Origin of the sequence: Candidatus Amarolinea dominans (genome assembly GCF_016704685.1) — a bacterium.
GTDB classification, from domain to species: domain Bacteria; phylum Chloroflexota; class Anaerolineae; order SSC4; family Amarolineaceae; genus Amarolinea; species Amarolinea dominans.
This window is the reverse complement of the sequence record NZ_JADIZS010000009.1, coordinates 197,200-216,895: the sequence shown is the minus strand read 5'-3', so window position 1 is coordinate 216,895 and position 19,696 is coordinate 197,200. Positions and strand designations below refer to the sequence as shown.

Here is a 19,696-nt window from a genome sequence, read left to right as displayed (position 1 = left end):
CCTTTCAGTTGATCCGGAACAACTGGCCGTCGCCGTCCTTGTCGCGCAGATAGAGCACCGGCGTGGCCCAGGCCAGGCCGTGTTGTGGGGCGAAGAGCAGACGGCGGCCATCGGCCAGGCAGGTCGCCAGCGGTTTGCCCTGGGCCAATGAGCGGTAGAAGCGCTGCATGAAGACGAGCGCGGCCACTGTGAACGGTGATTTGAGCACGGTTTCCTCCGCATAATGAACGGACAGGCGTCATGTCTGCGTCCATTTTACCCTGTTACGCGCCTTTGCGCAAGGAGAGGGCAGGGATCAGAGATCAGAGATTGGGTACGTGGAAGGCGAACGATCAGGGGTCTCCGGTCTCCGGTCTCCCCCAGGGTGGTGGCCAGCGCAGGCAGGGGCAGCAGAACGATCAGCAGGAGCAGGAGCGGGAGCAGTCTACGGATGTGAGCCGACCGCTTCGCCGGCGTAGTGGGTGACATCAATCGCAAGCTCGTTGATCACGTATTCGATGAACGGGGACATGCGGTGCGACGTGATTTCTTCAGGAGTCAAGCCCTGTGCTTGAATTGGCTCCAAAATGCGCCCTGCAGCAACGCCCAGGCGTTCCAGTCTCGTGCGCTGATCATAGAACGTCAAGTCTGGCGAAACCACAATCAAGTCAATGTCGCTGCCCTCGTGTGCGGTGCCGTCAACTTGCGAGCCGAAGAGCCAAATACGTTCACAACGAATGTTCATCTTCTCAAGTTCACGACGATAACGTTGGATTATTTCTGCAAGTTGGGGTGTAGTTTCAACCATGTCAGCGTCTCCTCGGTCTGAAGCAAGTAGTCTCGAGCAACGGGTGCAGGATAATCTCTGAGCGTTCGTGACAAGTCCTCGGGATAGCGTGTGGGAATGCTGGCATTATTGACCTTACTAACGAATTCGAGTAACGGCGTGGGTGTCGGGTCTCATTACGCACCTCCGTTAAGCCTGTTTCACTTTACTCTCTAGCGTCTGTTTGTGCAAGACTCTGCGAAGATGAACTGCAAATGTCACTCCAGGTGCAAGATTGCCCAAGCACAGGGGGTGTGGTAGAATCCAATCCATTGCGTCAATCATGAAGGTGCCAGAGGAAACTTATGTCAAAATATGCGATCGCCCAACCAACCATCACCGTTGATCAGCGCGGGATGTTGATCCCATTGGAAACGCTGGATGTGACCGGTACGGGGATCGCAGTGATCGCGCTGGCCCGCGGCGCCTGCCTGATCATGCGTCCGGATCTGCTGGCGGCATTTCCACCGCACTATTTGCGGGAGTTGAGCCGCAAAGTCCAGGCACTTGAACCCTCGGAAGCGGACACAAATCATCCTGGTTTGCGCAAGCAGAGTGTCTTGAAGGAATTGAATGCACAAGGATATATTGTGTCTGACGGCTCAGAATACGAGTTTCCACCCACCAAACCTGGTTCGAATCTTCAACAGCTACAGCAAGAGCTGTCTATGATTCAAGGTTCTTTGGCTGAAGAAATAAGTGCAGAACGGGATGAGCGATAATGACTTTTTATTTTTCTGACACGAGTGCTCGGAGAGGAATGCCATGAAAATTGTGACAACCGACGAGATGCGCGGGCTGGAGAAGGCGACCGACGCGGCAGGCTGGACCTACGGCGATATGATGGAGGCCGCGGGCAAGGCGGTGGCCGCGGCGGTAGAACGACGCCTGGGCCATCTGTCCCCCGGCCCGGTCGTGATCCTGGCCGGGCCGGGCAACAACGGCGGCGATGGCCTGGTGGCCGGCCGCTGGCTGCGCGCCTGGGAGTGGGACGTGCGCGTCTACGCCTGGAAGCGTCCGGGCGCCCGCAGCGACAGCAATTTCCACAAACTGGCCGGCCTGGGCATCCCGCTGGTGCATGCCGAGGCCGACGCCGACCGCACTCACCTGCGAACCTGGCTCGGTGAAGCTGCCATCGTGGTGGACGCTCTCCTGGGCACCGGCGTTTCCCGTCCCATCGAAGGCGACCTGGCCGCCATCCTGACCCTGACCCGCGAGGCCGTCAACGAGCGGTCGCAACAGACCGGCCAAGCGCCGGCCGCAGATGAAGATGCCGACACGGCCGGCGCCTTGTTCAACCTGACGGAGCCGCTGGCCGAATTGGACCGCCTGGATGACCTGCAGCCGGGCAAGGTCGAAGTCGTGGCGGTTGACTGCGCCAGCGGGCTGGACTGCACGAGCGGCGCAGTGGACGCGGCCGCGCTGCCGGCCGATCTCACCGTCACTTTTGGCTTTCCCAAGCACGGTCACTTCCTGGGCCGCGGCCCCGCGGTCACCGGCGCGCTGCTGGTGGCGGACATTGGCATCCCCGGCGACCTGGCGCAGGCCATCAGCCTGGAAATGGCGACCCCGCGCGCGGTGGCCGAACTGCTGCCGGCCCGGCCGATCACCGCGCACAAGGGCGCCTTCGGCAAGGCGTTGATCGTGGCCGGCTCGGTCTACTTCACCGGCGCGGCCGGCCTGGCTGCACAAGGCGCCACACGCGCCGGCGCGGGCCTGGTGACGCTGGGCGTGGCGCGACCGCTGCATGCCATCCTGGCCCCGGTTCTGCTGGAAGTGACCTGGCTGCCGCTGGCGCACGACATGGGGGTATTGGCCAGCGACGCCGCGCGTATGCTCAACGAAAAACTGGCAGGCTACACGGCGCTGTTGATCGGCCCTGGCCTCAGCACCGAAAAGGAGACCGGCGCCTTCCTGAAAGCCTTCTTCCAAACCGAAGAACCGAAGGCCCAACAGCGCAGCGCCATCGGCTTTGCTGCGTCTGCGCCTGAGCGCAGCGCGAGCAAAGAAAACGAGCGGCCTGCCGGTCCTCGCACGGACCTGCCGCCGCTCGTGGTAGATGCGGATGCGCTCAACTGGCTGGCGCAGCAGGAGGACTGGCCGGAACTGCTGCCGGCCAACTCGATCCTAACGCCGCATCCGGGCGAAATGGCGCGGCTGTGCAAGCTGGAGATGGATGCCGTGCAGGCCGACCGCTGGAATCTGGCAGTTAGCCGGGCCACAGCCTGGAATCAGATCGTGGTGCTCAAAGGGGCCTTCACGGTCATCGCCGCGCCCGACGGTCGCGTGCGTGTGCTGCCCTTTGCCAACCCGGCCCTGGCCACCGCCGGCACCGGCGACGTGCTGGCCGGCGCGATCACCGCGCTCCTGGCGCAGGGCCTCGCGCCCTTCGACGCAGCCGTGGCCGGCGCCTATCTCCACGGCCTGGCCGGCGACCTGGCCAGCCAGGAAATCGGCTTCGCCGGCGTCGTGGCCGAAGACATCGTCTCCTACCTGCCCGCCGCCTGGCGCCGCCTCAGCGGCCGTTAACGCCCTGACACCCTCACCCATGCCCATTGCTGCGGCTGCGCATCTGCTCTTCCAGCACTGCGCGGCCGCGGGCGCTCAAATCGCCGACCAAATCCTCCGCACGTGACGCCATCTGCTCAGCGCGTTTCACAGCCGGCCGCGCGGCCGCCTGCGCCTGCTGACGAGCGTCGTTTGCGGTCGTCTGCGCCCGGCGCTTCAGATCAGCGCCCAACTCCGTCAACTGATGCCGCGTCGCTTCACCCGACTGCGGCGCCCGGTACAACGCCAGCCCAAAACCAACCACCGCGCCGATAATCATTCCCCAAACCATAGCACGTCTCCTTGCACACGAATTTTCGATTTGCGATTGCCGATTGCCGCTGCACTGCACTTTGCACTTTGACCTATTCAGCTTTCCCCAACAGCACCTTCACCGATTTCTGCCATCCCGCGACCTTGCTCGACATCTTGATGGCCGGCTGCACCACCTGGTCGCTCATGAAGGTGGCGGTGCCGCGCACGGTGCCAATCGTCTCCTGCGTGGCGGTCAGCATCGGCTTGATTTCCTGCTGCATCATGCGCGTCAGCGTGTAGATCTGCCAGACCAGCACCGTCAGCAGCGCGCCGATGATGAACAGTTCCAGGGTCACGAAGATGATGAAAAGGTCACGCACGATGGCCGCCACCGGCGGATGCGTGACGAGCAGATAGATGATGCCGACGAACAGCAGAACGGCGACAACGACGCCAATGATGATCCAGATTTTTGTCTTTTTATCCATGATTCCTCAATCCGGCCGCCCCAACGGCGGCGCTCCTCTTACCTGACCGCGGCGCTGCCCTCAGGCGTCACCGCGGCCGCTGACATTGTTACGCTTTGTGCAGGCGGGCGCGCACCAGGGTCAGGGCGGACGCGGCGCCCAGCGTTCCTGCCACGATCTGCACCTGGCCGAGGGCAGGAAAATGCAACGCAGCCCCGGCTAGCTGGCCGGCCGCAAAACCGGCCAACGAGGCCAGCGCAAACCATCCAAGCCCTGCAAGCGTGCGCCCCTGCCAAGCATGAAAGAGCGCCGCGTAGAGCAGGGCCAGGGCCAGGCTGAGCCACAGCGCCGGATGCACCAACAGATCAAACAGCCCGGTCAATGATGCCTCCCCCCAGGCAGGCGTCGCCCTCATAGAAAACAACCCCCTGGCCTGGTGTGATATCACGCAAAGGCAACTCGAACAGCACGCGTACCCGATCACTACTCAGCGGCACGACTGTGGCCGGCGCCGCCTGCGCTTTGTAACGGATGCGGGCCTGCACTTGGATTGGCGCGGCCAGCGGCTGTCCCACACCCCACGCCACCTGACTGGCGGTCAGTTCGGTCTGGCCGAGCGCCGCGGCTGGGCCAACAATCACCGCGTTGCGGGCCGCGTCCAGGCGCAGGACGAAGAGCGGCTCACGGGCGCCAATCCCCAGGCCCTTGCGCTGACCGATGGTGTAGAAGGCCAGGCCCTCATGCTGCCCCAGCACCTGCCCGTCCGCCGATGATCGGGCCGGACTGCACCGCGGCCGGCGCCCAGTCGGTCAGGAAACGGCGATAATCGTCGTCTGCCAGGAAACAGAGGTCCTGACTCTCACGCTTGCTCGCCACCGTCAGGCCGCGGGCCGCCGCCAGTTCGCGCACCTGCGGCTTGGTCAGTTCGCCAAGCGGGAACAGCAGATGCGCCAGCTCCCGCTGCGTCGCCATGTGCAGCACGTAACTCTGATCTTTGGCCGCATCCACGCCCCGGCAAAGCTGATAGAGCGGATACTCCAGGCCATCCCAGGCGGCCAGCGCGCCCTGCGCCGCGTTCACCTGACGGATGCGTGCATAATGCCCGGTGGCCAGGTAATCGGCGCCCAGCGCGGCTGCGTAATCGAACAACACCCCCAGGCGAATGGTGCGATTGCAGGCCAGGCAGGGGTTGGGCGTCAGCCCGTCGCTGTAACCCTGGATGAAAAAATCTACCACGTTCTCTTTGAACAGCCGCTCTACATTGAGCAGGTAGAATGGAATGTCCAGCGCAGCGGCCACGCGGCGGGCGTCGGTCACGGCCTCCAGCGAACAGCACTTGTTGCTCGAGGCCTCGCCGCGGTCGAGTTCGGCCCACAGGCGCATCATCACGCCGATGACGTGATAGCCCTGCTCCACCAGCAGCGCCGCGGCCACGGAACTGTCCACGCCGCCGCTCATTGCGACAACAACGGTCGTCTCATGCCTCGCGGTCATCGTGGAATCGCCGCTATCCACTCGTCCAGCGTGGCCGCGCTCTCGATCCTGGTCTGCAAGTGCAGCAACTGCGCCTCAGTACACGCATTCAGCCGCGCCAGCACCGCAGGCGCCAGTTCGGCCCCGAAGCGATAGCGGGCCAGGGTGGGCAGCAGGCTGCGCAGAGTCGCCATGCGGCCCTCTGCGATCCCTTCTGCATGTCCTTCCAGCCTGCCCTCTGCGATCCAGGCAGTGGCGACTTCGCCGGCCACGGCCTCGGCTGACGCCTGCGCGGAAAAGATGTCGGCCACGCGGCGCTGCCAGCCCGGCAAGTACGGCTCGACCCTGATCACATCGCCTACCTCGTACACCTCCGGCTGCAGCGGACTCTGCGCCCGGTAGACGTAGATGCGCTTCCCGCGCATGTCCACGCCGCTCCTGCGCCCGCCGGTTCGAGGGCGACCGCGTCTCCACCACCAACTCCGGACACCCGTGCAGAATCAGGCGCTGACTCGGCCCGGTCGGCTGCGCCGTCGCCGCCCGTTTCCACGAAATCAACGCAATGTCAGGCTTGATCACATCGCCGTTGCTCAACAAACATTCCATTTGATCCGGCAAGCCGGCGCCAAATCCCGCCTTGCGCGCCGAAAGATCCAACATCGCCTGGATGTTCCCCGCCACTGTGCGCTCGAAGAAGTCGGTCATCTCCTGCCATACCAGCCAGCCGTTGTACAGCTCGACTGCCTCCCCATCCAGAATCATCTCGGCATTGTCTATCGTGTACGGCCCCACACTGCGACCATACGCCTCCAGGATGTCGGTCGGCCAATCGCGCCCTTCCCGCGCCAGCCCGCTCCGCACCAGCCCGGCCGGCCTCCGATGATCGGTTCGCACCGGTCCCGTCAACGTCACAGCCATGTTCTTACCTCTCCATCTCTCCTGCGCCGGCGCCAGGCCAACTTCGCACTCGTTGCAGCAACGGTCGTCTCATGCCTCACGGTCATCGTGGAATCGCCGCTATCCACTCGTCCAGCGTGGCTGCGCTCTCGATCCTGGTCTGCAAGTGCAGCAACTGCGCCTCAGCGCACGCATTCAGCCGCGCCAGCACCGCAGGCGCCAGTTCGGCCCCGAAGCGATAGCGGGCCAGGGTGGGCAGCAGGCTGCGCAGAGTCTCCACACGTCCCTCTGCAATCCAGGCCGCGGCCACCTCGCCGGCCACGGCCTCGGCCGACGCCTGCGCAGAAAAAATGTCGGCCACGCGGCGCTGCCAGCCCGGCAAGTACGGCTCGACCCTGATCACATCGCCCAGCTCGTACACCTCCGCCTGCAGCGGATTCTGCACCCGGTAGACGTAGATGCGCTTCCCGCGCATGTCCACATCCCACACCACTTCCGCCCGGTTGTTGAAGTACAACTCGCGCTTGCGTCGCTCCTGCGCCCGCCGGTTCGAGGGCGACCGCGTCTCCACCACCAACTCCGGACACCCGTGCAGAATCAGGCGCTGACTCGGTCCAGTCGGCTGCGCCGTCGCCGCTCGTTTCCATGAAATCAACGCAATGTCAGGCTTGATCACATCGCCGTTGCTCAACAAACATTCCATCTGATCCGGCAAGCCGGCGCCAAATCCCGCCTTGCGCGCCGAAAGATCCAACATCGCCTGGATGTTCCCAGCCACCGTGCGCTCGAAGAAGTCGGTCATCTCTTGCCACACCAGCCAGCCGTTGTACAGCTCGACTGCCTCCCCATCCAGAATCATCTCGGCATTGTCTATCGTGTACGGCCCCACACTGCGACCATACGCCTCCAGGATGTCGGTCGGCCAATCGCGCCCTTCCCGCGCCAGCCCACTCCGCACCAGCCCGGCCGGCCTCCGATCATCGGTTCGCACCGGTCCCGTCAACGTCACAGCCATGATCTTACCTCTCCATCTCTCCTGCGCCGGCGCACGGTCCTACGACCGCCCTACAATCGCGCTCCCGTCTGCTCTCCTGCGCTCATCTGGCGCAGCCGGCCAACCAGCGGCGTCAGCGCATCCGCGACCGCCTCGATATCGGCATCGGTCGTGCTGTGTCCCAGGGTCAGGCGCAGATGGCCGGCCGCGGCGATCGGATCAATGCCCAGGGCGGTCAGCACGTGCGACGGCTCCTGCGCCGCGCTGGTGCAGGCCGAACCGCTGGACGCGGCAATGCCGGCCATATCGAGGCCCATCAACACCCCCTGAATCTCCAGGCCGCCGAGCAGAAAGCTGGCATGATTGGGCAGGCGTTGCGTGCGGTGACCGCTGACCCGCACATCAGGAATTTCACGCAGCACGCGGTTGATAAGGCGGTCGCGCAGAATGGCCTGGTGCGCGTTGTTGGTGACACGCGACATCTGCGTCAGCGTCAGCGCCGCGGCCATGCCCACGATGTAAGGCACATTCTCCGTGCCCGCGCGGTGCTTCGTCTCCTGGCTGCCCCCGGTGACCTGCGACCACAGGGACGTCCCGCGGCGCACATAGAGCAGGCCGATCCCCTTTGGCCCGTAGAACTTGTGCGCAGAGAGGGCCAGCAGATCAACCTGCAGGTCCTCGACATCGAGCGGCAGCAGGCCGCCGGCCTGCACTGCGTCGGTGTGAAAGGTAATGCCCCGGCTGCGCGCCAGCGCGCCAATCTGCGCCAGCGGCTGAATGGTGCCGATTTCGTTGTTCGCGTACATCACGCTGATGAGTACGGTGTCCGGGCGCAGGGCCGCCTCAAAATCGGCCAGCGACAGCAGGCCATCCCCATCCACCGGCAGCACAGTCAGCGTAAAGCCGTAGCGGTCGCGCAGATCGAAGGCGGTCTGCAACACAGCCTTGTGCTCCACCGCGGAGACGATCAAATGCTGGCCGCGCCCGCGCGCCTGCTGCGCCAGGGCCACCCCGCGCAGGGCCAGGTTGTCAGCCTCTGTGCCGCAACTGGTGAAGACGATCTCATTGGGCTGGCAGTTGAGCAGGTGGGCGATGCCCTGGCGGCTCTGGTCAATGGCGCGGGCCGACTCGCGCCCCAGGCGGTGAATGCTCGACGGGTTGCCGTAGCGTTCACTGAAAAAAGGCAGCATCGCCTCCAGCACTTCCGGCGCGACCGGCGTTGTGGCGGCATGATCGAAGTAGATAAGACGCTCTGCAGCAGGCATGGCACACCATCCAGAATTAGAATCGTCAACTCGAACCGGTGTTGATTCTAACATCGTGCGCGCTGGCTGTCAAGCAACGTCGGAGGTCAGCAGGAATCGCGCCAAACGCCCCTTCGCGCTGCGCGTGCTTCGTGTTGCTTCGCGGCTTCGTGCTCCAAACGCCCCTTCGCCGCGTTGGCAGAACCCCGCGGACGTGCTACAATAGATGCCATCTCTCTGCCTGAGGTCTGACCTGTGCCGCCGCTGCCCAAAATCTGGAAGATTGCCGAGCCTGCCCCGCCTGCCTTCCTGGCGCAGGCGCCGCACCTGCACCGCATCCTGGCGCAGATTCTGTTCAACCGCGGTCTGCGTGACCCAGCCGCCATCGAATCATTCCTGCAAGGAATCACCCTGGTCAAAAACCCCTACAACCTGAAAGGGCTGCCCGAAGCCGTCACGCGTATCCGCCGCGCCCTGCGCCAGGGCGAACGCATCGCGGTCTACGGCGACTTCGACGCGGACGGCGTCACCGCCACCACGCTGCTGGTGCAGACGCTGCGCGCCTGCGGCGGCCAGGTGGAGCCATACATTCCACACCGCGTGGATGAAGGCTACGGCCTGAACAACCGCGCCCTGACCTTTCTGCGCCAGCAGGGCTTTGCGCTCGTCATCACCGTGGACTGCGGCATCCGCTCCGTGGCCGAGGCCGAGCACGCCCGCGCCCTGGGCCTCGATCTGATCATCACCGATCACCATCACGTCGGCGCGGAGCTGCCCGACGCGCTGGCGGTCATCAACCCACGCCAGCCCGGCTGCCGCTACGGCTTCAGCGGCCTGGCCGGTGTGGGCGTGGCCTACCGCGTGGCGCAGGGCATCCTGCGCGCGGTCAGCGCCAATCAACCGCGCGACAGCCGCGGGCCTGGCCTGGATGAAAGCGATCTGCTCGACCTGGTGGCGTTGGGCACGGTGGCCGACATCGTGCCGCTGCTGCAGGAAAATCGCGAGCTGGTGCGCCAGGGGCTGGTGCGGCTCAACCGCACGCCACGCGTGGGCCTGCAAGCGCTGATGCAGCAGGCCGGCGTCACCGCGGGCCAGGCTGATACCACCGCGATCGGTTTTCGCCTGGCGCCGCGCATCAACGCGGCCGGGCGCCTGCAATCGGCCATGCTCGCCTACCAACTCCTGTCCACCCAGGATCAGGCGGAGGCGACCGCCCTGGCCAGCCAGTTGGGCCAGCTCAACACCAAACGCCAGGAGTTGACCGAGCAGACCGTGCAGGCCGCACGTCGCCAGATCGAGGCCAACCCCGGCAACGGGCTGCTCCTGCTGGCGGAAGGCGACGATTTCTTGCACGGCGTCGTGGGGCTGGCCGCGGGCAAGCTGACCGAGGAGTACTATCGCCCGACCATCGTCATCGAGCGCGGGCCGGACTTCAGCCACGGCTCCGCGCGCAGCATCCCCGCCTTTCACATCACCCGCGCCCTCGATCGCGTCGCGCATCTGCTCGAACGGCACGGCGGGCATGAGGCCGCGGCCGGCTTCAAGATTCGCACCGAGCGCCTGCCGCAGTTCCGTGAGGAGATGCAGGCCGTGGCCGCGGCCGAGCTGAGCCAGCAGACGCTGCTGCCGCTGTTGGAGATTGACGCGGTGGTGCGCCTGAGCGATCTGGACTTCGGCCTGCTCGGCATCCTGCAGCAGTTGGAACCGTGCGGCCAGGACAACCGGTCGCCGGTCCTGCTGGCGCGCAACTGCAAGGTGCTCGAAGCGCGCACCGTGGGCGGCGAAGGCGCGCATCTCAAACTGATCCTCTCTGACGGCGGGCCGCCGCGCGACGCCATCGCCTTCCGCCAGGGTCACTGGCTGAGCCGGGTGCGCCAACGCATGGACGTGGTCTTTGCCCTGGAGACCAACGAATACAACGGCAACCGCCGCCTGCAGCTCAACGTGCATGATCTGAAGCTGTCAGACGAGGCGCCCGATTCCTATCAGCCTGCATTACTTTTGGCTGGGGCTTGAACACGATGTGGCGCCAGCGCATTTCCACTCCCAGCCACGGGTCCCGCTACATTGACATCGAAAGCGACACCCAGTTCAGCGACGCCTGGATCACCCTGGGCCTCCTGCTGATGTTCCTGGGCCTGGTGCTGCAAAATCCCTTCCTCAGCGCCAGCGCATTTGCCCTGTTCCTGGTGGCCCTCACCGGCTGGCTCTGGAACACACTCAGCCTTTTTGGTCTGCACTACGAGCGAAACCTCAGCGAAATTCGAGCCTTCCGCGGCGAAACCATCAACCTGGTGCTGACGGTGCGTAACCAGAAGATCCTGCCCTTGACCTGGCTCAGCATCGTGGACCGTTTCCCGGTCGAGCTGCCGGTCAACGCCAGCAAGGTCATGGTCAATACCACCACCAACCTGGGCGAGTTCCACACCTTCTGGATGCCCGGCGCGTTTCAACGCCTGCAACGCCCGTTTCAGATCGAGTGCAGCGAGCGCGGCTTCTACACCTTCGGCCCGGCCGTGGTGAGCACCGGCGATGGCTTCGGCCTCTTCAGCCGCCGCGCCACCCTGATGGAACGCCAACAGTTGATCGTCTACCCGCACCTCTACAGCGCGGCCGACCTGCACCTGCCGCCCAAGAACCCATTCGGCGCCCAGGGCACGCGTGGGCATCTGTTCCAGGACCCCCTGCGCACGGTGGGCATTCGCGCCTGGCAGCCGGCCGACAGCCTGCACCACGTTCACTGGAAGGCCACCGCGCGCCAGCAACAGTTGCTCAGCCGGGCCTTCGAGCCGAGCGCCGAGGCGCAGGTGCTGATCTTCCTCAACGTCGCCACCCTGGTACGCCACTGGCACGGCTACATCCCCGAACTGCTGGAACGGGTCGTCAGTGTGGCCGCCAGCCTGGCCAGCCTGACCGCAGAGCAGCGTCTGCCGGTCGGACTGATCGCCAACGGCGCGCTGCCCAACAGCGACCAGCCCATCCGCCTGCTGCCGGGCCGCAGCCCCGATCAACTGTTGCACATCCTGGAGCTGCTGGCCGCGGTGACCAATTTCGCCACGGCCCCGATCGAGGAGATACTGCTGCGTGAGGCCCCGCGCGCACCCTGGGGCGCCACCCTGGTGATCGTGACGGCCATCGCGCATGATGCCCTGCTGGCCGCGCTGCTCGATCTGGCCGGCGCCGGGCGCCGCGTGGTTCTCTTCACCCTGGCCGCAGAACCGCCCAAAGACCTGCTGCCCGGCATCATGGTCTATCATCTGCCGCACCTGGTCAATGACCTGCTGGCGCCGACGTTGGTGCAAAATGATTCTGACTAACCGCCGTCACCGCCTGATCTTCATCTGCCTGGCGGGCATGGAGATGGCCTGGTTCACGCCGCTGCTGCTGCTGCTCCTGTACGCGCAGCGCCGCTGGCGCGGCGACCTGGCGCTGCCCGTTCCCACGCCGCTGGCGCTGTTCGGCGTGCTGTGGATCAGCCTGATCCTGCTCATGCTGGCGCTCGATGTGCTGCAAAAGCGCGACCTCGAATCGCCCCGCTTCGAGTTGAGCGTGCTGGCCCTGCTCCTGCTCACCTCCCTGCTCGCCATCAGATTCGGCCTCTACACCCGCGCCCTGCTGACCGACGGCGCCTGGCTGCGCAACACGGCCGACGCCATCTTCAACTTTCAGCGCGGCCTGCGCCCGGAGCTGCTCTTCTTTCTCACCATGCTCTTCCTGTGGCAGCGCGCGGCCAGCGCATCCAGTAGGGATCTCGGTTTCTTCAGCGTCGGCGTCAGTTTTCGCCTGGGCATTCTGCTGCTCATCGTGGGCGGCAGCCTCCTGGTGGGCGTGACGCCGCAACCCCTGGCCGCGGTGCAGTTCCTGTGGATCTACTTTGTCTTGGGGCTTAGCGCGGTGGCCCTCAGCCGCATTGATCAACACGCGACGCGTGGCTATGACAGCGCCGGCGTCATGCTCCCCACCGGCCGCCTGGCGCAGCTCCTGGCTATCATTGCGGGCGTCGTGGGCGCCACTGCGCTGCTGGCGGGGTGGTTGACGCCCCAGGGTCAGCTGCGCCTGGTGCAGCAACTGCTGCCGCTGTGGCTTTTCCTGGCCAAAATCCTGCGCTTCATTCTGGACGCCATCTTCTGGCTGGTCGCGCCCGTGTTGGAGTGGCTGCTCGAACTGCTCGTGCGCCTCTTCCGTGAATCCGATCTGCTCACCCGCCTGGACGGGATCCTGCAGAACATGCAGGTGGCCCCTCTCGACACCCAGATAGCCACGCAGCCCACACCCGATCCCATCCCGCCGTGGATTTGGGTGGCTGCGCGCTACGCCCTGGTGCTCGTGGTGCTCACACTGATGGTCGCCCTGGTGCTCGTGGTGCTCGGACGGGTGCGCCGCGGCCGCTCCGCCGATCAGGACGAAGCGGCCGCGGGCGAGGCGTTGACCCTCGGTGGCAGCAGTTTGCGCCGCGGCCTGCAGCGCCTGCGCCGCCTGGCGCGCCTGGTGCGCCGCTACGGCCTGGGCAGTCAACTGCTGGCCGCCATCTCCGTGCAAAACCTCTACGCCAACCTGACCCGCCTGGCGCGGCAGCGCGGCTTTGGCCGGCCGCCGGCCCTCTCCCCGGACGACTACCTGTCGCTGCTGTCTCAGGCCTTTCCCGGCCAGGATGCGGCCCTGCAGCGCCTCACCCTGGCCTACATGCGCGTCCACTACGGCGATCATCCCGTGGCCGAGAACGAACTGGCGCAGCTCCGCGCCGACTTCCGCGCCATCCAGGAAACCCCGCGGCAAGAAAACCGTCAGCCGGACTAACGATGAAAATGATGAGGAATGATTTCATTGACAATGAAAACATTTGGGTGTATGATTGCAGTATGAATGACAATCATTGGATAACCAGGTGGTCCAGGGACCAGGTTCGGGCCATGCTGCTGGAACAGTTCCATGCCTTCTGGCGCCGCGACGTCGGCATCGAACGGGTGCAGTTAGGCGAACTTGAGCGCGCGGCGCCGCTGCCGCATGCGGTCATCATCTCTGGGCTGCGGCGGGCCGGCAAGTCAACCCTGCTGGCGCAGTTGGCCCACCGCCTGGGCGAGGACAGGTTCTACTACATCAACTTCGAGGATGAGCGCTTCCTGGGCTTCGGAGCCGAGGACGCCAACGACCTGTACGGGCTGTTGGTCGAGCTGTTCGGCGAGCGCGGCATCTTCGTGATAGACGAGATCCAGAACGTGCCCGGCTGGGAGCACTTTGTACGCCGCTTCATGGAGCAGGGACTGAAGTTCTACATCACCGGCTCGAACGCTTCGCTGCTCAGCCGCGAGTTGGGCAGTCGCCTGACCGGGCGTTATGTGCCGGTGGAGCTGTTTCCCTTTTCCTTCAGCGAGTTCCTGCGCTTCCGGGGTTACGCCATACCCGACCTGGCGCGCCTGACCACGGCGGACACCGGCCGGCTGCAGGGCTACCTGGGCGAGTACCTGCGCCTGGGCGGCATCCCGGAGCCGCTCAAGTACCCCGAGCTGCCGCTGGCGCGCACGCTCTACGACGATGTGCTCTACCGGGACATCGCGACGCGTCACCGCATCGAAGATGTGCGCGCGCTCAAGGAGTTAGCCTACACCCTGATGAGCAACCCGGCGGGCCTGGTGTCGTTCAACAAGCTCAAGGAGCAGCTTCGGCTCGGCAGCGTCAACACCGTTAAGAATTATGTCGAATACCTGGAAAACAGTTGGCTCATCTTCACGGCCAATGTCTACGACTTCTCGGTCAAGCGCCAGCAGGTCGCGCCCAAGAAGGTCTACGCGATTGACACCGGCCTGGCGAGCGCCGTGGGCTTCTCCTTCTCGCCCAACACGGGGAAGCTGCTGGAGAACCTGGTTTTCCTGGCGCTGCGGCGGCGAACAGCGGAGGTCTACTACTACGCGTCGCCGGGCGGCTACGAGGTGGACTTCTACCTGCCGCAGACCGGCGAGCTGATCCAGGTCAGCCAGAACCTGGGGCAGCCGGCCACGCGCGAGCGCGAGCTGCGTGGCCTGACCGCCGCGCTGCGCAGCCTGAACCTGACGACCGGGCTGATCCTGACCGACACCAACGCAGCGCCGATCGAGGCAGACGGCCTGACCCTCGCAGTCCGGTCCCTGGCCGAATGGCTGCTGTCATCATAGGCGATGCAAGGCGCCCGCAGAAGGGTGCAGCTACAGAATGTTGTATCCTTGACAGGTGCTTCATACTGTGGCATGATTGGTCTCAGTAACGATCGTCTCGGTTTTTTCTTTTTATCTTTGGAAGGGAACCATGGCCGTCAATCAGGCACATTTGGATAGGGCAGTAGCACTGGCGAAGGCCTATGGTGCAACCCGGTTGATTCTCTTCGGGAGCGCCCTCTTGAAGCCGCAGCAAGCCCGGGATCTGGACCTGGCATGCGATGGGGTCACCGGCTGGAAACTGTACGAACTGGGGGCGCGTTTGGAAGAGGAACTCAGGATTCCTCTTGACTTGGTGCCCCTCACTCCAGCGACTCCCTTTACCCGCCTTGTCGAGCGTAGAGGCAAGATCCTACTGTGACACCAAACGAATTACGTGAAGAGATCATTGTCGGCGCCTGGTCGGGCAGAGGCCGCGTGTGTGACCAAGTGGGAAGTACATTGCCCAAACCACCAATGCGAGTTGCGGCGCCCCTCGCTCAGCGTGCCAACGACGGTGAGTATAGACTCAGGTCCAGGGATTGGCTTGTTCCGATGGCGAGCCGTGATACAGAGCCAACCGATCCGGTTTCCGATACAACCGCTCGCACGCCGCCTTCCCCAGCGGCCGTTGCTATCAGGGTCACATAAAACGAGTAGGTCTGCTGGCGTTTCATGGGACCAAACCAGCGATACACGCCATCCTCATGACTAGAGAATTCGAAGACTGCCGCCAGAGCAGCATCCTCCGCTTCTACGCACGGCTCACCTGATTCCAGACCGCCAGTCGGGACTGTAAGCCCTACCGTGGCAAGCTGAAGGTCTACCAACGGCGTTACTTCATAGACCAGGGTCACCGGTTGGTTCAAGGCCAGGGCGCCTGACAAATACAACCGGTTCTGAACCAGTTCCGGTTGGAACTGTACGACTGATACGTTTGGATTTGCGAGGTTCCAGTGATTAGGCGGTGGGCTATGGCTGAGCCAGATGTCTTCGCCTTCCACCAGCATATAAATCTTCTCACTACGAGCGTAATACGATCTAACAAGAGTCTCCTTCCAACCCATAGCTTCCACGACATGATACCCGTTCTCTACAATCCGTGCAGTGGCGGTGATAACGTAGGTTCGACCCGGCTCCATGTCAATTGACGGTTCGCGAGATGCGTCGAGCAGATCCATGCCGGCCGGCACATAAAACCACCACTTCACATCGGTGAGGGCCATCAAGGTGCGCATTTTCAGCCGTAGCGCAAAAGGCTTGCCCAGGGCCGGCCGACCTTCCAATTCCAACGATGCCGTCAAAGGTGAACTGGGTGTCGAACAGGCAACCAGCAACAACGGTGTACACAGCCCCGCGGCCACGATGACAGCCGCGATCCAGCACCGCATCCGCATCATCGGCAGATTCCTCTTGCACCACGTTGTCATGATCTCCTCCCTGCATCTTTCATCGAGGCAGCGGGCAGACCTGGCGCCTGCCCGCCAATTCGACTGCAAGAATACACCCTTCACCGGTGCGCCCACGGTGCAAGCCGGAGGCTTGCGTTACTGGCTCCCTCAGCGAATCTCGATGGTCGGCGCCTCGTCGGGCAGAGGCGTCGCCTCACGGCCGCGTGACGGGCGCTCCGGCGCGGATGATTCCGGCAGGCGGCCCGTCTCCTGCTGCACCCAACGCGCCAGGGTCTCCTGGTAAGTGCGCATCAGATCGGCGTCCTGCATCATCTGCGCCTCGCCGGTCAGGCTGGCGACATGGCGCAGCGCCTGCTCCAGGCGAAAGGCCAGGTCCCAGGCCTCCTCGTAGCGCCGCGCCTGGTACAGGCGGGCAATCTCCCGCAGCCCCTCGGCCGTGCGTTGAATGGTGACGTTGCGCAGCACTTCCAGGTCCCACAGAGGGTCATAGCCGGTGATGTAACCCGCGTCTACCGTGGCCTGTCCATCCAGCGATTCATCCTTCTGCGCAAACAGATCGCGATAGCGCAGCGTCACATCCAGCAGCGGCCGGCCGCCCCGGCGGCCAGGCGTCACTTCCAGGCGCACCATCACCACCTGGCTGTCGCCCGTTCCCATATCATGCAACTGCACGTTCAGCGGCCCGGCCGGCGGCGTGCCGTCGAAGCCCGTCACGCTGACCACCCGCACCCCGGCCTGCGGCTGCAGGAGAACCGAGACCGCCTCGGCCACCTTCTGCATCAGACCGGCCGCTTCCTCGCGAAAGACCTTGTCCATTTCCGCGGCCGAATCAATGAAGTGATAGCCGCCCTTGCCCTGGCGGGCCAACTGGCTGAGCAGCGCATCGTTGAAATCGTGGCCCAGGCCAATCGTAGAGAGGTAGATACCGCGGTCGTTGAAAGCCCGCGCATCCGCGGCAATCTGACCGGAATCGGTCACACCGTTGTTGGCGATGCCGTCGGTCAGCAGGATGACCCGGTTGTTGCGGCGGACATCGAAGTTCGCCTCCACCACCTGCAAGCCCAACATCATGCCCGCATGCAGGTTCGTATTGCCGTTCGTGGTCAGGCGCTCCACCGCGCTCTCGATCCAGGCGCCGTCGCCCACCTGCTGCGGGGAAACGAGCAGCTCGGCGCGGTCACTGTAGGTCACGATGGCAACCCGATCGTTGGACGCCAGACTGCGCAAGAAGACCCGCAGCGATTCTTTGACATACGGCATCTTCTCGGCCGCGCTCATCGAGCCGCTGCAGTCAATCACCAGCGCCAGGTTGAGCGGCGCAATGGCCTCGTTGGCCTCGCTGCGCGCCTGAATGCCCACCTGCAGCCAGGCCTCGCCGCCCTCGGCCGGCAAGCGGCCATTGCCCAGGCGCAGGTCGAGTCCCAGCGCCGTGTTGACCGGCGCCGCAAAGTGCTGCTCATAGTAATTGAGATACTCCGCCACACGCAGCTCCTCGGCCGGCGCAATACCGCCCGACTGAATCACATCACGGCTGCGCGACTTCGAGCTGTCCGGCACCGATCCCCCGCATGAACTCAACAGCAGGATCACGCCCATCAACAACGAACCAACCAACAGAAATTTCTTCGTAAACATGGTGCTCACTCCTTTCTTGCGCTGCAGAACCACCCGTGGGGGGCGCCAGCGTCCAGGAACCTGGCGGGCAAGACGCCCGCTCTCCCGGCCCGGTTTCAGATTTCATCGAGACGTTGGCTTTCGGGTATAATTGGCTTCGCCGGGCCGTTCTACGAGTGATTATAGGGCCGGCCCTGCACACTTCAAGAGCCAGTTGTGTACCATTTGGCGTACCATCGAACCCATGACCACATTTGCCGAACTTCTGACACAATATATGGTGCGCACCGGCGTCAGCGACAGCGAAATGGCGCGCGCCATCGGTGTGCGTCGGCAGACCATCTTCCGCTGGAAGGAAGGCCTGAGCGAACGACCGCGCCATCGCGAAGATGTGCTGGCCGGCGCAGCCAAACTGCGCCTGTCGCCCGCGGAGACCGACACGCTCCTGCTGGCCGCCGGCTTTGCTCCCATCGCCGCCCTGCCGGTCCCCAGCCTGACCGCCCCCGCTGCCCCGGCCAACCTGCAACCCTCCCCGCTCGCGCCCGCGCCTGTGGAACCGGCCCCCGCGCCGGCCGCCGAAGCCGCCCCGCCCGCCCTGCCCGTGAAAACAGCCACTCCAACCCCGGCCGCGACGCCGCGCCCTGTTCTGATCGCCCGCCTGGCGCTGGCGCTGATCGGCCTGCTCATCCTGGCCCTGGCGGGCGTCCTGGTTGCACGGCCGCAGCCCGGCAGCCGCGCCTTTCCCACGCCCCGCCCCGGCCAGGCGCTGATTCTGCTGGCGTCGCGGGTAGATTTCACGCGGCCGGCCGCAGGCGCCCAGGCCTCGCTTCAAGTCCAGGCCGGCCTGCAGCGCGAACTGCACGCGGCGCGGCAAGGGGCCGTCACCGAGCTGATCGAGTGGCCCGCGGCCGTGCCTGACCTGACCGCGGCCGCCGATGCCCGCACCCGCAGCCGGGCCAGCCTCCTCCTCTGGCGTCGCGACAACTTCACCGACGCCGAAACCGGTTTTCCTGACGATCTGCAGCCCGTTCATTATGTCATCCTGACCGCGGACGCGGCGCCGACCGCCTCGCTTCTCGATTCCCTGCTGGCCGCGCCCGCGTCCCTCTCCTTTCCCATCCACGCCGGCCGCCCCAACGAGGTGCGCAGCCTGGCCCTGCTGACCCTGGGACTCCTGTCCAGCCAGCAGGACGCGTGGGATCAGGCCAATTCTGCCTTCAACCAGGCCGCGGCGCAGGCGCCGAGCGAACACGAGGCGGCCGCCACCCTGGCGTTTCTGTCCGGTTATGTCAATCAGCGCAGCCGCCCGGCTGATCTGCCCGCGGCCATTGCCTTCTACTCCCAAACCCTGGCCCTGACGCCCGCCAGCGGCGCAGCCCTGCTCAATCGCGGGCTGGCCTACGTGCGCCTCGATCGCCCGGCGCAGTGGCAGGCCGATTTCAACGCCCTGCTGGCGCAGCAGCCCGACGACGCCCGCGGCCTGGCTGCGCTCTGTTGGGCCTTTGCGCTCGACAACCAGCCCGACCTGGCCCTGCCCTATTGCGACCGCGCCATCGAGCAGCGGGCCTCGCCGCTGGCCTTCGACGGCCGCGCCCTGGCCCGGGCCAGCCAGGGCCATTGGCCGGGAACCGCGCAAGACCTACAGGCGTTCTTGACCTGGCTGGGCGGTCAAGCGTTCGCCGGCCGCGACGCGCTGGCAACGACCCACCGCGCCTGGCTGGCCGCGGCGCAAGCCGGGCAAAATCCCTTCGACGACGCGGTGCGCGCACGGTTACGACAGGAGTAAACGAAATGGACATACGGCAATTTGCGCTGCTGCAG

18 protein-coding genes and 1 pseudogene are annotated in these 19,696 nt (G+C 64.8%); 8 read left to right on the top strand and 11 right to left on the bottom strand.

Annotated elements, in window-relative coordinates; translation table 11 throughout:
* Positions 1-4 precede the first annotated feature (4 nt).
* The gene (locus IPF85_RS07570) at positions 5-208 is read right to left on the bottom strand and encodes a hypothetical protein (RefSeq protein WP_343407462.1); all 204 of its coding nucleotides are present in this window, start codon (positions 206-208) and stop codon (positions 5-7) included.
* Between the two features lie 216 nt (positions 209-424).
* Entirely contained in the window at positions 425-787 is a 363-nt protein-coding gene (locus IPF85_RS07565) for a nucleotidyltransferase domain-containing protein (protein WP_343407461.1), read from the bottom strand.
* Between the two features lie 323 nt (positions 788-1,110).
* On the opposite strand from IPF85_RS07565, the gene IPF85_RS07560 reads away from it, so the two are divergent.
* A complete protein-coding gene (locus tag IPF85_RS07560; protein WP_343407460.1) occupies positions 1,111-1,527 on the top strand; it encodes a hypothetical protein in 417 nt (138 codons plus the stop codon).
* A 43-nt stretch (positions 1,528-1,570) separates the two neighbouring features.
* Positions 1,571-3,334, top strand: a complete 1,764-nt coding sequence (locus IPF85_RS07555) for an NAD(P)H-hydrate dehydratase (protein WP_343407459.1) — start codon at positions 1,571-1,573, stop codon at positions 3,332-3,334.
* A gap of 13 nt (positions 3,335-3,347) precedes the next feature.
* On the opposite strand, the gene IPF85_RS07550 is transcribed toward IPF85_RS07555, so the two are convergent.
* The 7 genes and pseudogenes from IPF85_RS07550 to IPF85_RS07520 all read right to left on the bottom strand — a co-directional run bounded on the left by IPF85_RS07550 (position 3,348) and on the right by IPF85_RS07520 (position 8,703).
* Positions 3,348-3,644, bottom strand: a complete 297-nt coding sequence (locus IPF85_RS07550; protein WP_343407458.1) for a YtxH domain-containing protein — start codon at positions 3,642-3,644, stop codon at positions 3,348-3,350.
* Positions 3,645-3,717: 73 nt separating this feature from the next.
* Positions 3,718-4,095, bottom strand: coding sequence for a hypothetical protein (locus IPF85_RS07545; protein WP_343407457.1), 378 nt, complete (start codon positions 4,093-4,095; stop codon positions 3,718-3,720).
* Between the two features lie 88 nt (positions 4,096-4,183).
* Positions 4,184-4,456 carry a hypothetical protein gene (locus tag IPF85_RS07540; RefSeq protein ID WP_343407456.1) on the bottom strand — a complete coding sequence of 91 codons (273 nt, stop codon included), beginning with the start codon at positions 4,454-4,456 and terminating at the stop codon, positions 4,184-4,186.
* Positions 4,440-5,568: pseudogene (gene mnmA / locus IPF85_RS07535) on the bottom strand (tRNA 2-thiouridine(34) synthase MnmA). The gene IPF85_RS07540 and the pseudogene mnmA overlap by 17 nt, the downstream one beginning before the upstream one ends.
* Positions 5,565-5,972 carry a hypothetical protein gene (locus IPF85_RS07530; RefSeq protein ID WP_343407455.1) on the bottom strand — a complete coding sequence of 136 codons (408 nt, stop codon included), beginning with the start codon at positions 5,970-5,972 and terminating at the stop codon, positions 5,565-5,567. The pseudogene mnmA and the gene IPF85_RS07530 overlap by 4 nt, the downstream one beginning before the upstream one ends.
* A gap of 575 nt (positions 5,973-6,547) precedes the next feature.
* The gene (locus IPF85_RS07525) at positions 6,548-7,459 is read right to left on the bottom strand and encodes a Uma2 family endonuclease (RefSeq protein ID WP_343407454.1); all 912 of its coding nucleotides are present in this window, start codon (positions 7,457-7,459) and stop codon (positions 6,548-6,550) included.
* Between the two features lie 50 nt (positions 7,460-7,509).
* Positions 7,510-8,703, bottom strand: coding sequence for a cysteine desulfurase family protein (locus tag IPF85_RS07520; protein WP_343407453.1), 1,194 nt, complete (start codon positions 8,701-8,703; stop codon positions 7,510-7,512).
* Between the two features lie 234 nt (positions 8,704-8,937).
* Here IPF85_RS07520 and recJ point away from each other — a divergent pair, with 234 nt between their 5' ends.
* The 5 genes from recJ to IPF85_RS07495 all read left to right on the top strand — a co-directional run bounded on the left by recJ (position 8,938) and on the right by IPF85_RS07495 (position 15,231).
* Complete coding sequence (recJ, locus tag IPF85_RS07515; protein ID WP_343407452.1) at positions 8,938-10,698, top strand: single-stranded-DNA-specific exonuclease RecJ; 1,761 nt, start codon at positions 8,938-8,940, stop codon at positions 10,696-10,698.
* 5 nt (positions 10,699-10,703) lie between these two features.
* A complete protein-coding gene (locus IPF85_RS07510; protein WP_343407485.1) occupies positions 10,704-11,999 on the top strand; it encodes a DUF58 domain-containing protein in 1,296 nt (431 codons plus the stop codon).
* Positions 11,986-13,479, top strand: coding sequence for a DUF4129 domain-containing protein (locus IPF85_RS07505; RefSeq protein ID WP_343407451.1), 1,494 nt, complete (start codon positions 11,986-11,988; stop codon positions 13,477-13,479). The genes IPF85_RS07510 and IPF85_RS07505 overlap by 14 nt, the downstream gene beginning before the upstream one ends.
* 113 nt (positions 13,480-13,592) lie before the next feature.
* Positions 13,593-14,831 carry an ATP-binding protein gene (locus IPF85_RS07500; RefSeq protein ID WP_343407450.1) on the top strand — a complete coding sequence of 413 codons (1,239 nt, stop codon included), beginning with the start codon at positions 13,593-13,595 and terminating at the stop codon, positions 14,829-14,831.
* A gap of 130 nt (positions 14,832-14,961) precedes the next feature.
* Positions 14,962-15,231 (top strand): DNA polymerase III subunit beta, encoded by a 270-nt coding sequence (locus IPF85_RS07495; RefSeq protein WP_343407449.1) that lies wholly within the window; start codon positions 14,962-14,964, stop codon positions 15,229-15,231.
* A gap of 118 nt (positions 15,232-15,349) precedes the next feature.
* Here IPF85_RS07495 and IPF85_RS07490 read toward each other — a convergent pair whose 3' ends face one another.
* Complete coding sequence (locus tag IPF85_RS07490) at positions 15,350-16,279, bottom strand: hypothetical protein (protein ID WP_343407448.1); 930 nt, start codon at positions 16,277-16,279, stop codon at positions 15,350-15,352.
* Between the two features lie 129 nt (positions 16,280-16,408).
* Entirely contained in the window at positions 16,409-17,896 is a 1,488-nt protein-coding gene (locus tag IPF85_RS07485) for a VWA domain-containing protein (protein ID WP_343407447.1), read from the bottom strand.
* Positions 17,897-18,119: 223 nt separating this feature from the next.
* Here IPF85_RS07485 and IPF85_RS07480 point away from each other — a divergent pair, with 223 nt between their 5' ends.
* On the top strand, positions 18,120-19,661 hold the full coding sequence (locus IPF85_RS07480; RefSeq protein ID WP_343407446.1) for a hypothetical protein: 1,542 nt from the start codon (positions 18,120-18,122) through the stop codon (positions 19,659-19,661).
* Positions 19,662-19,696: the final 35 nt, after the last annotated feature.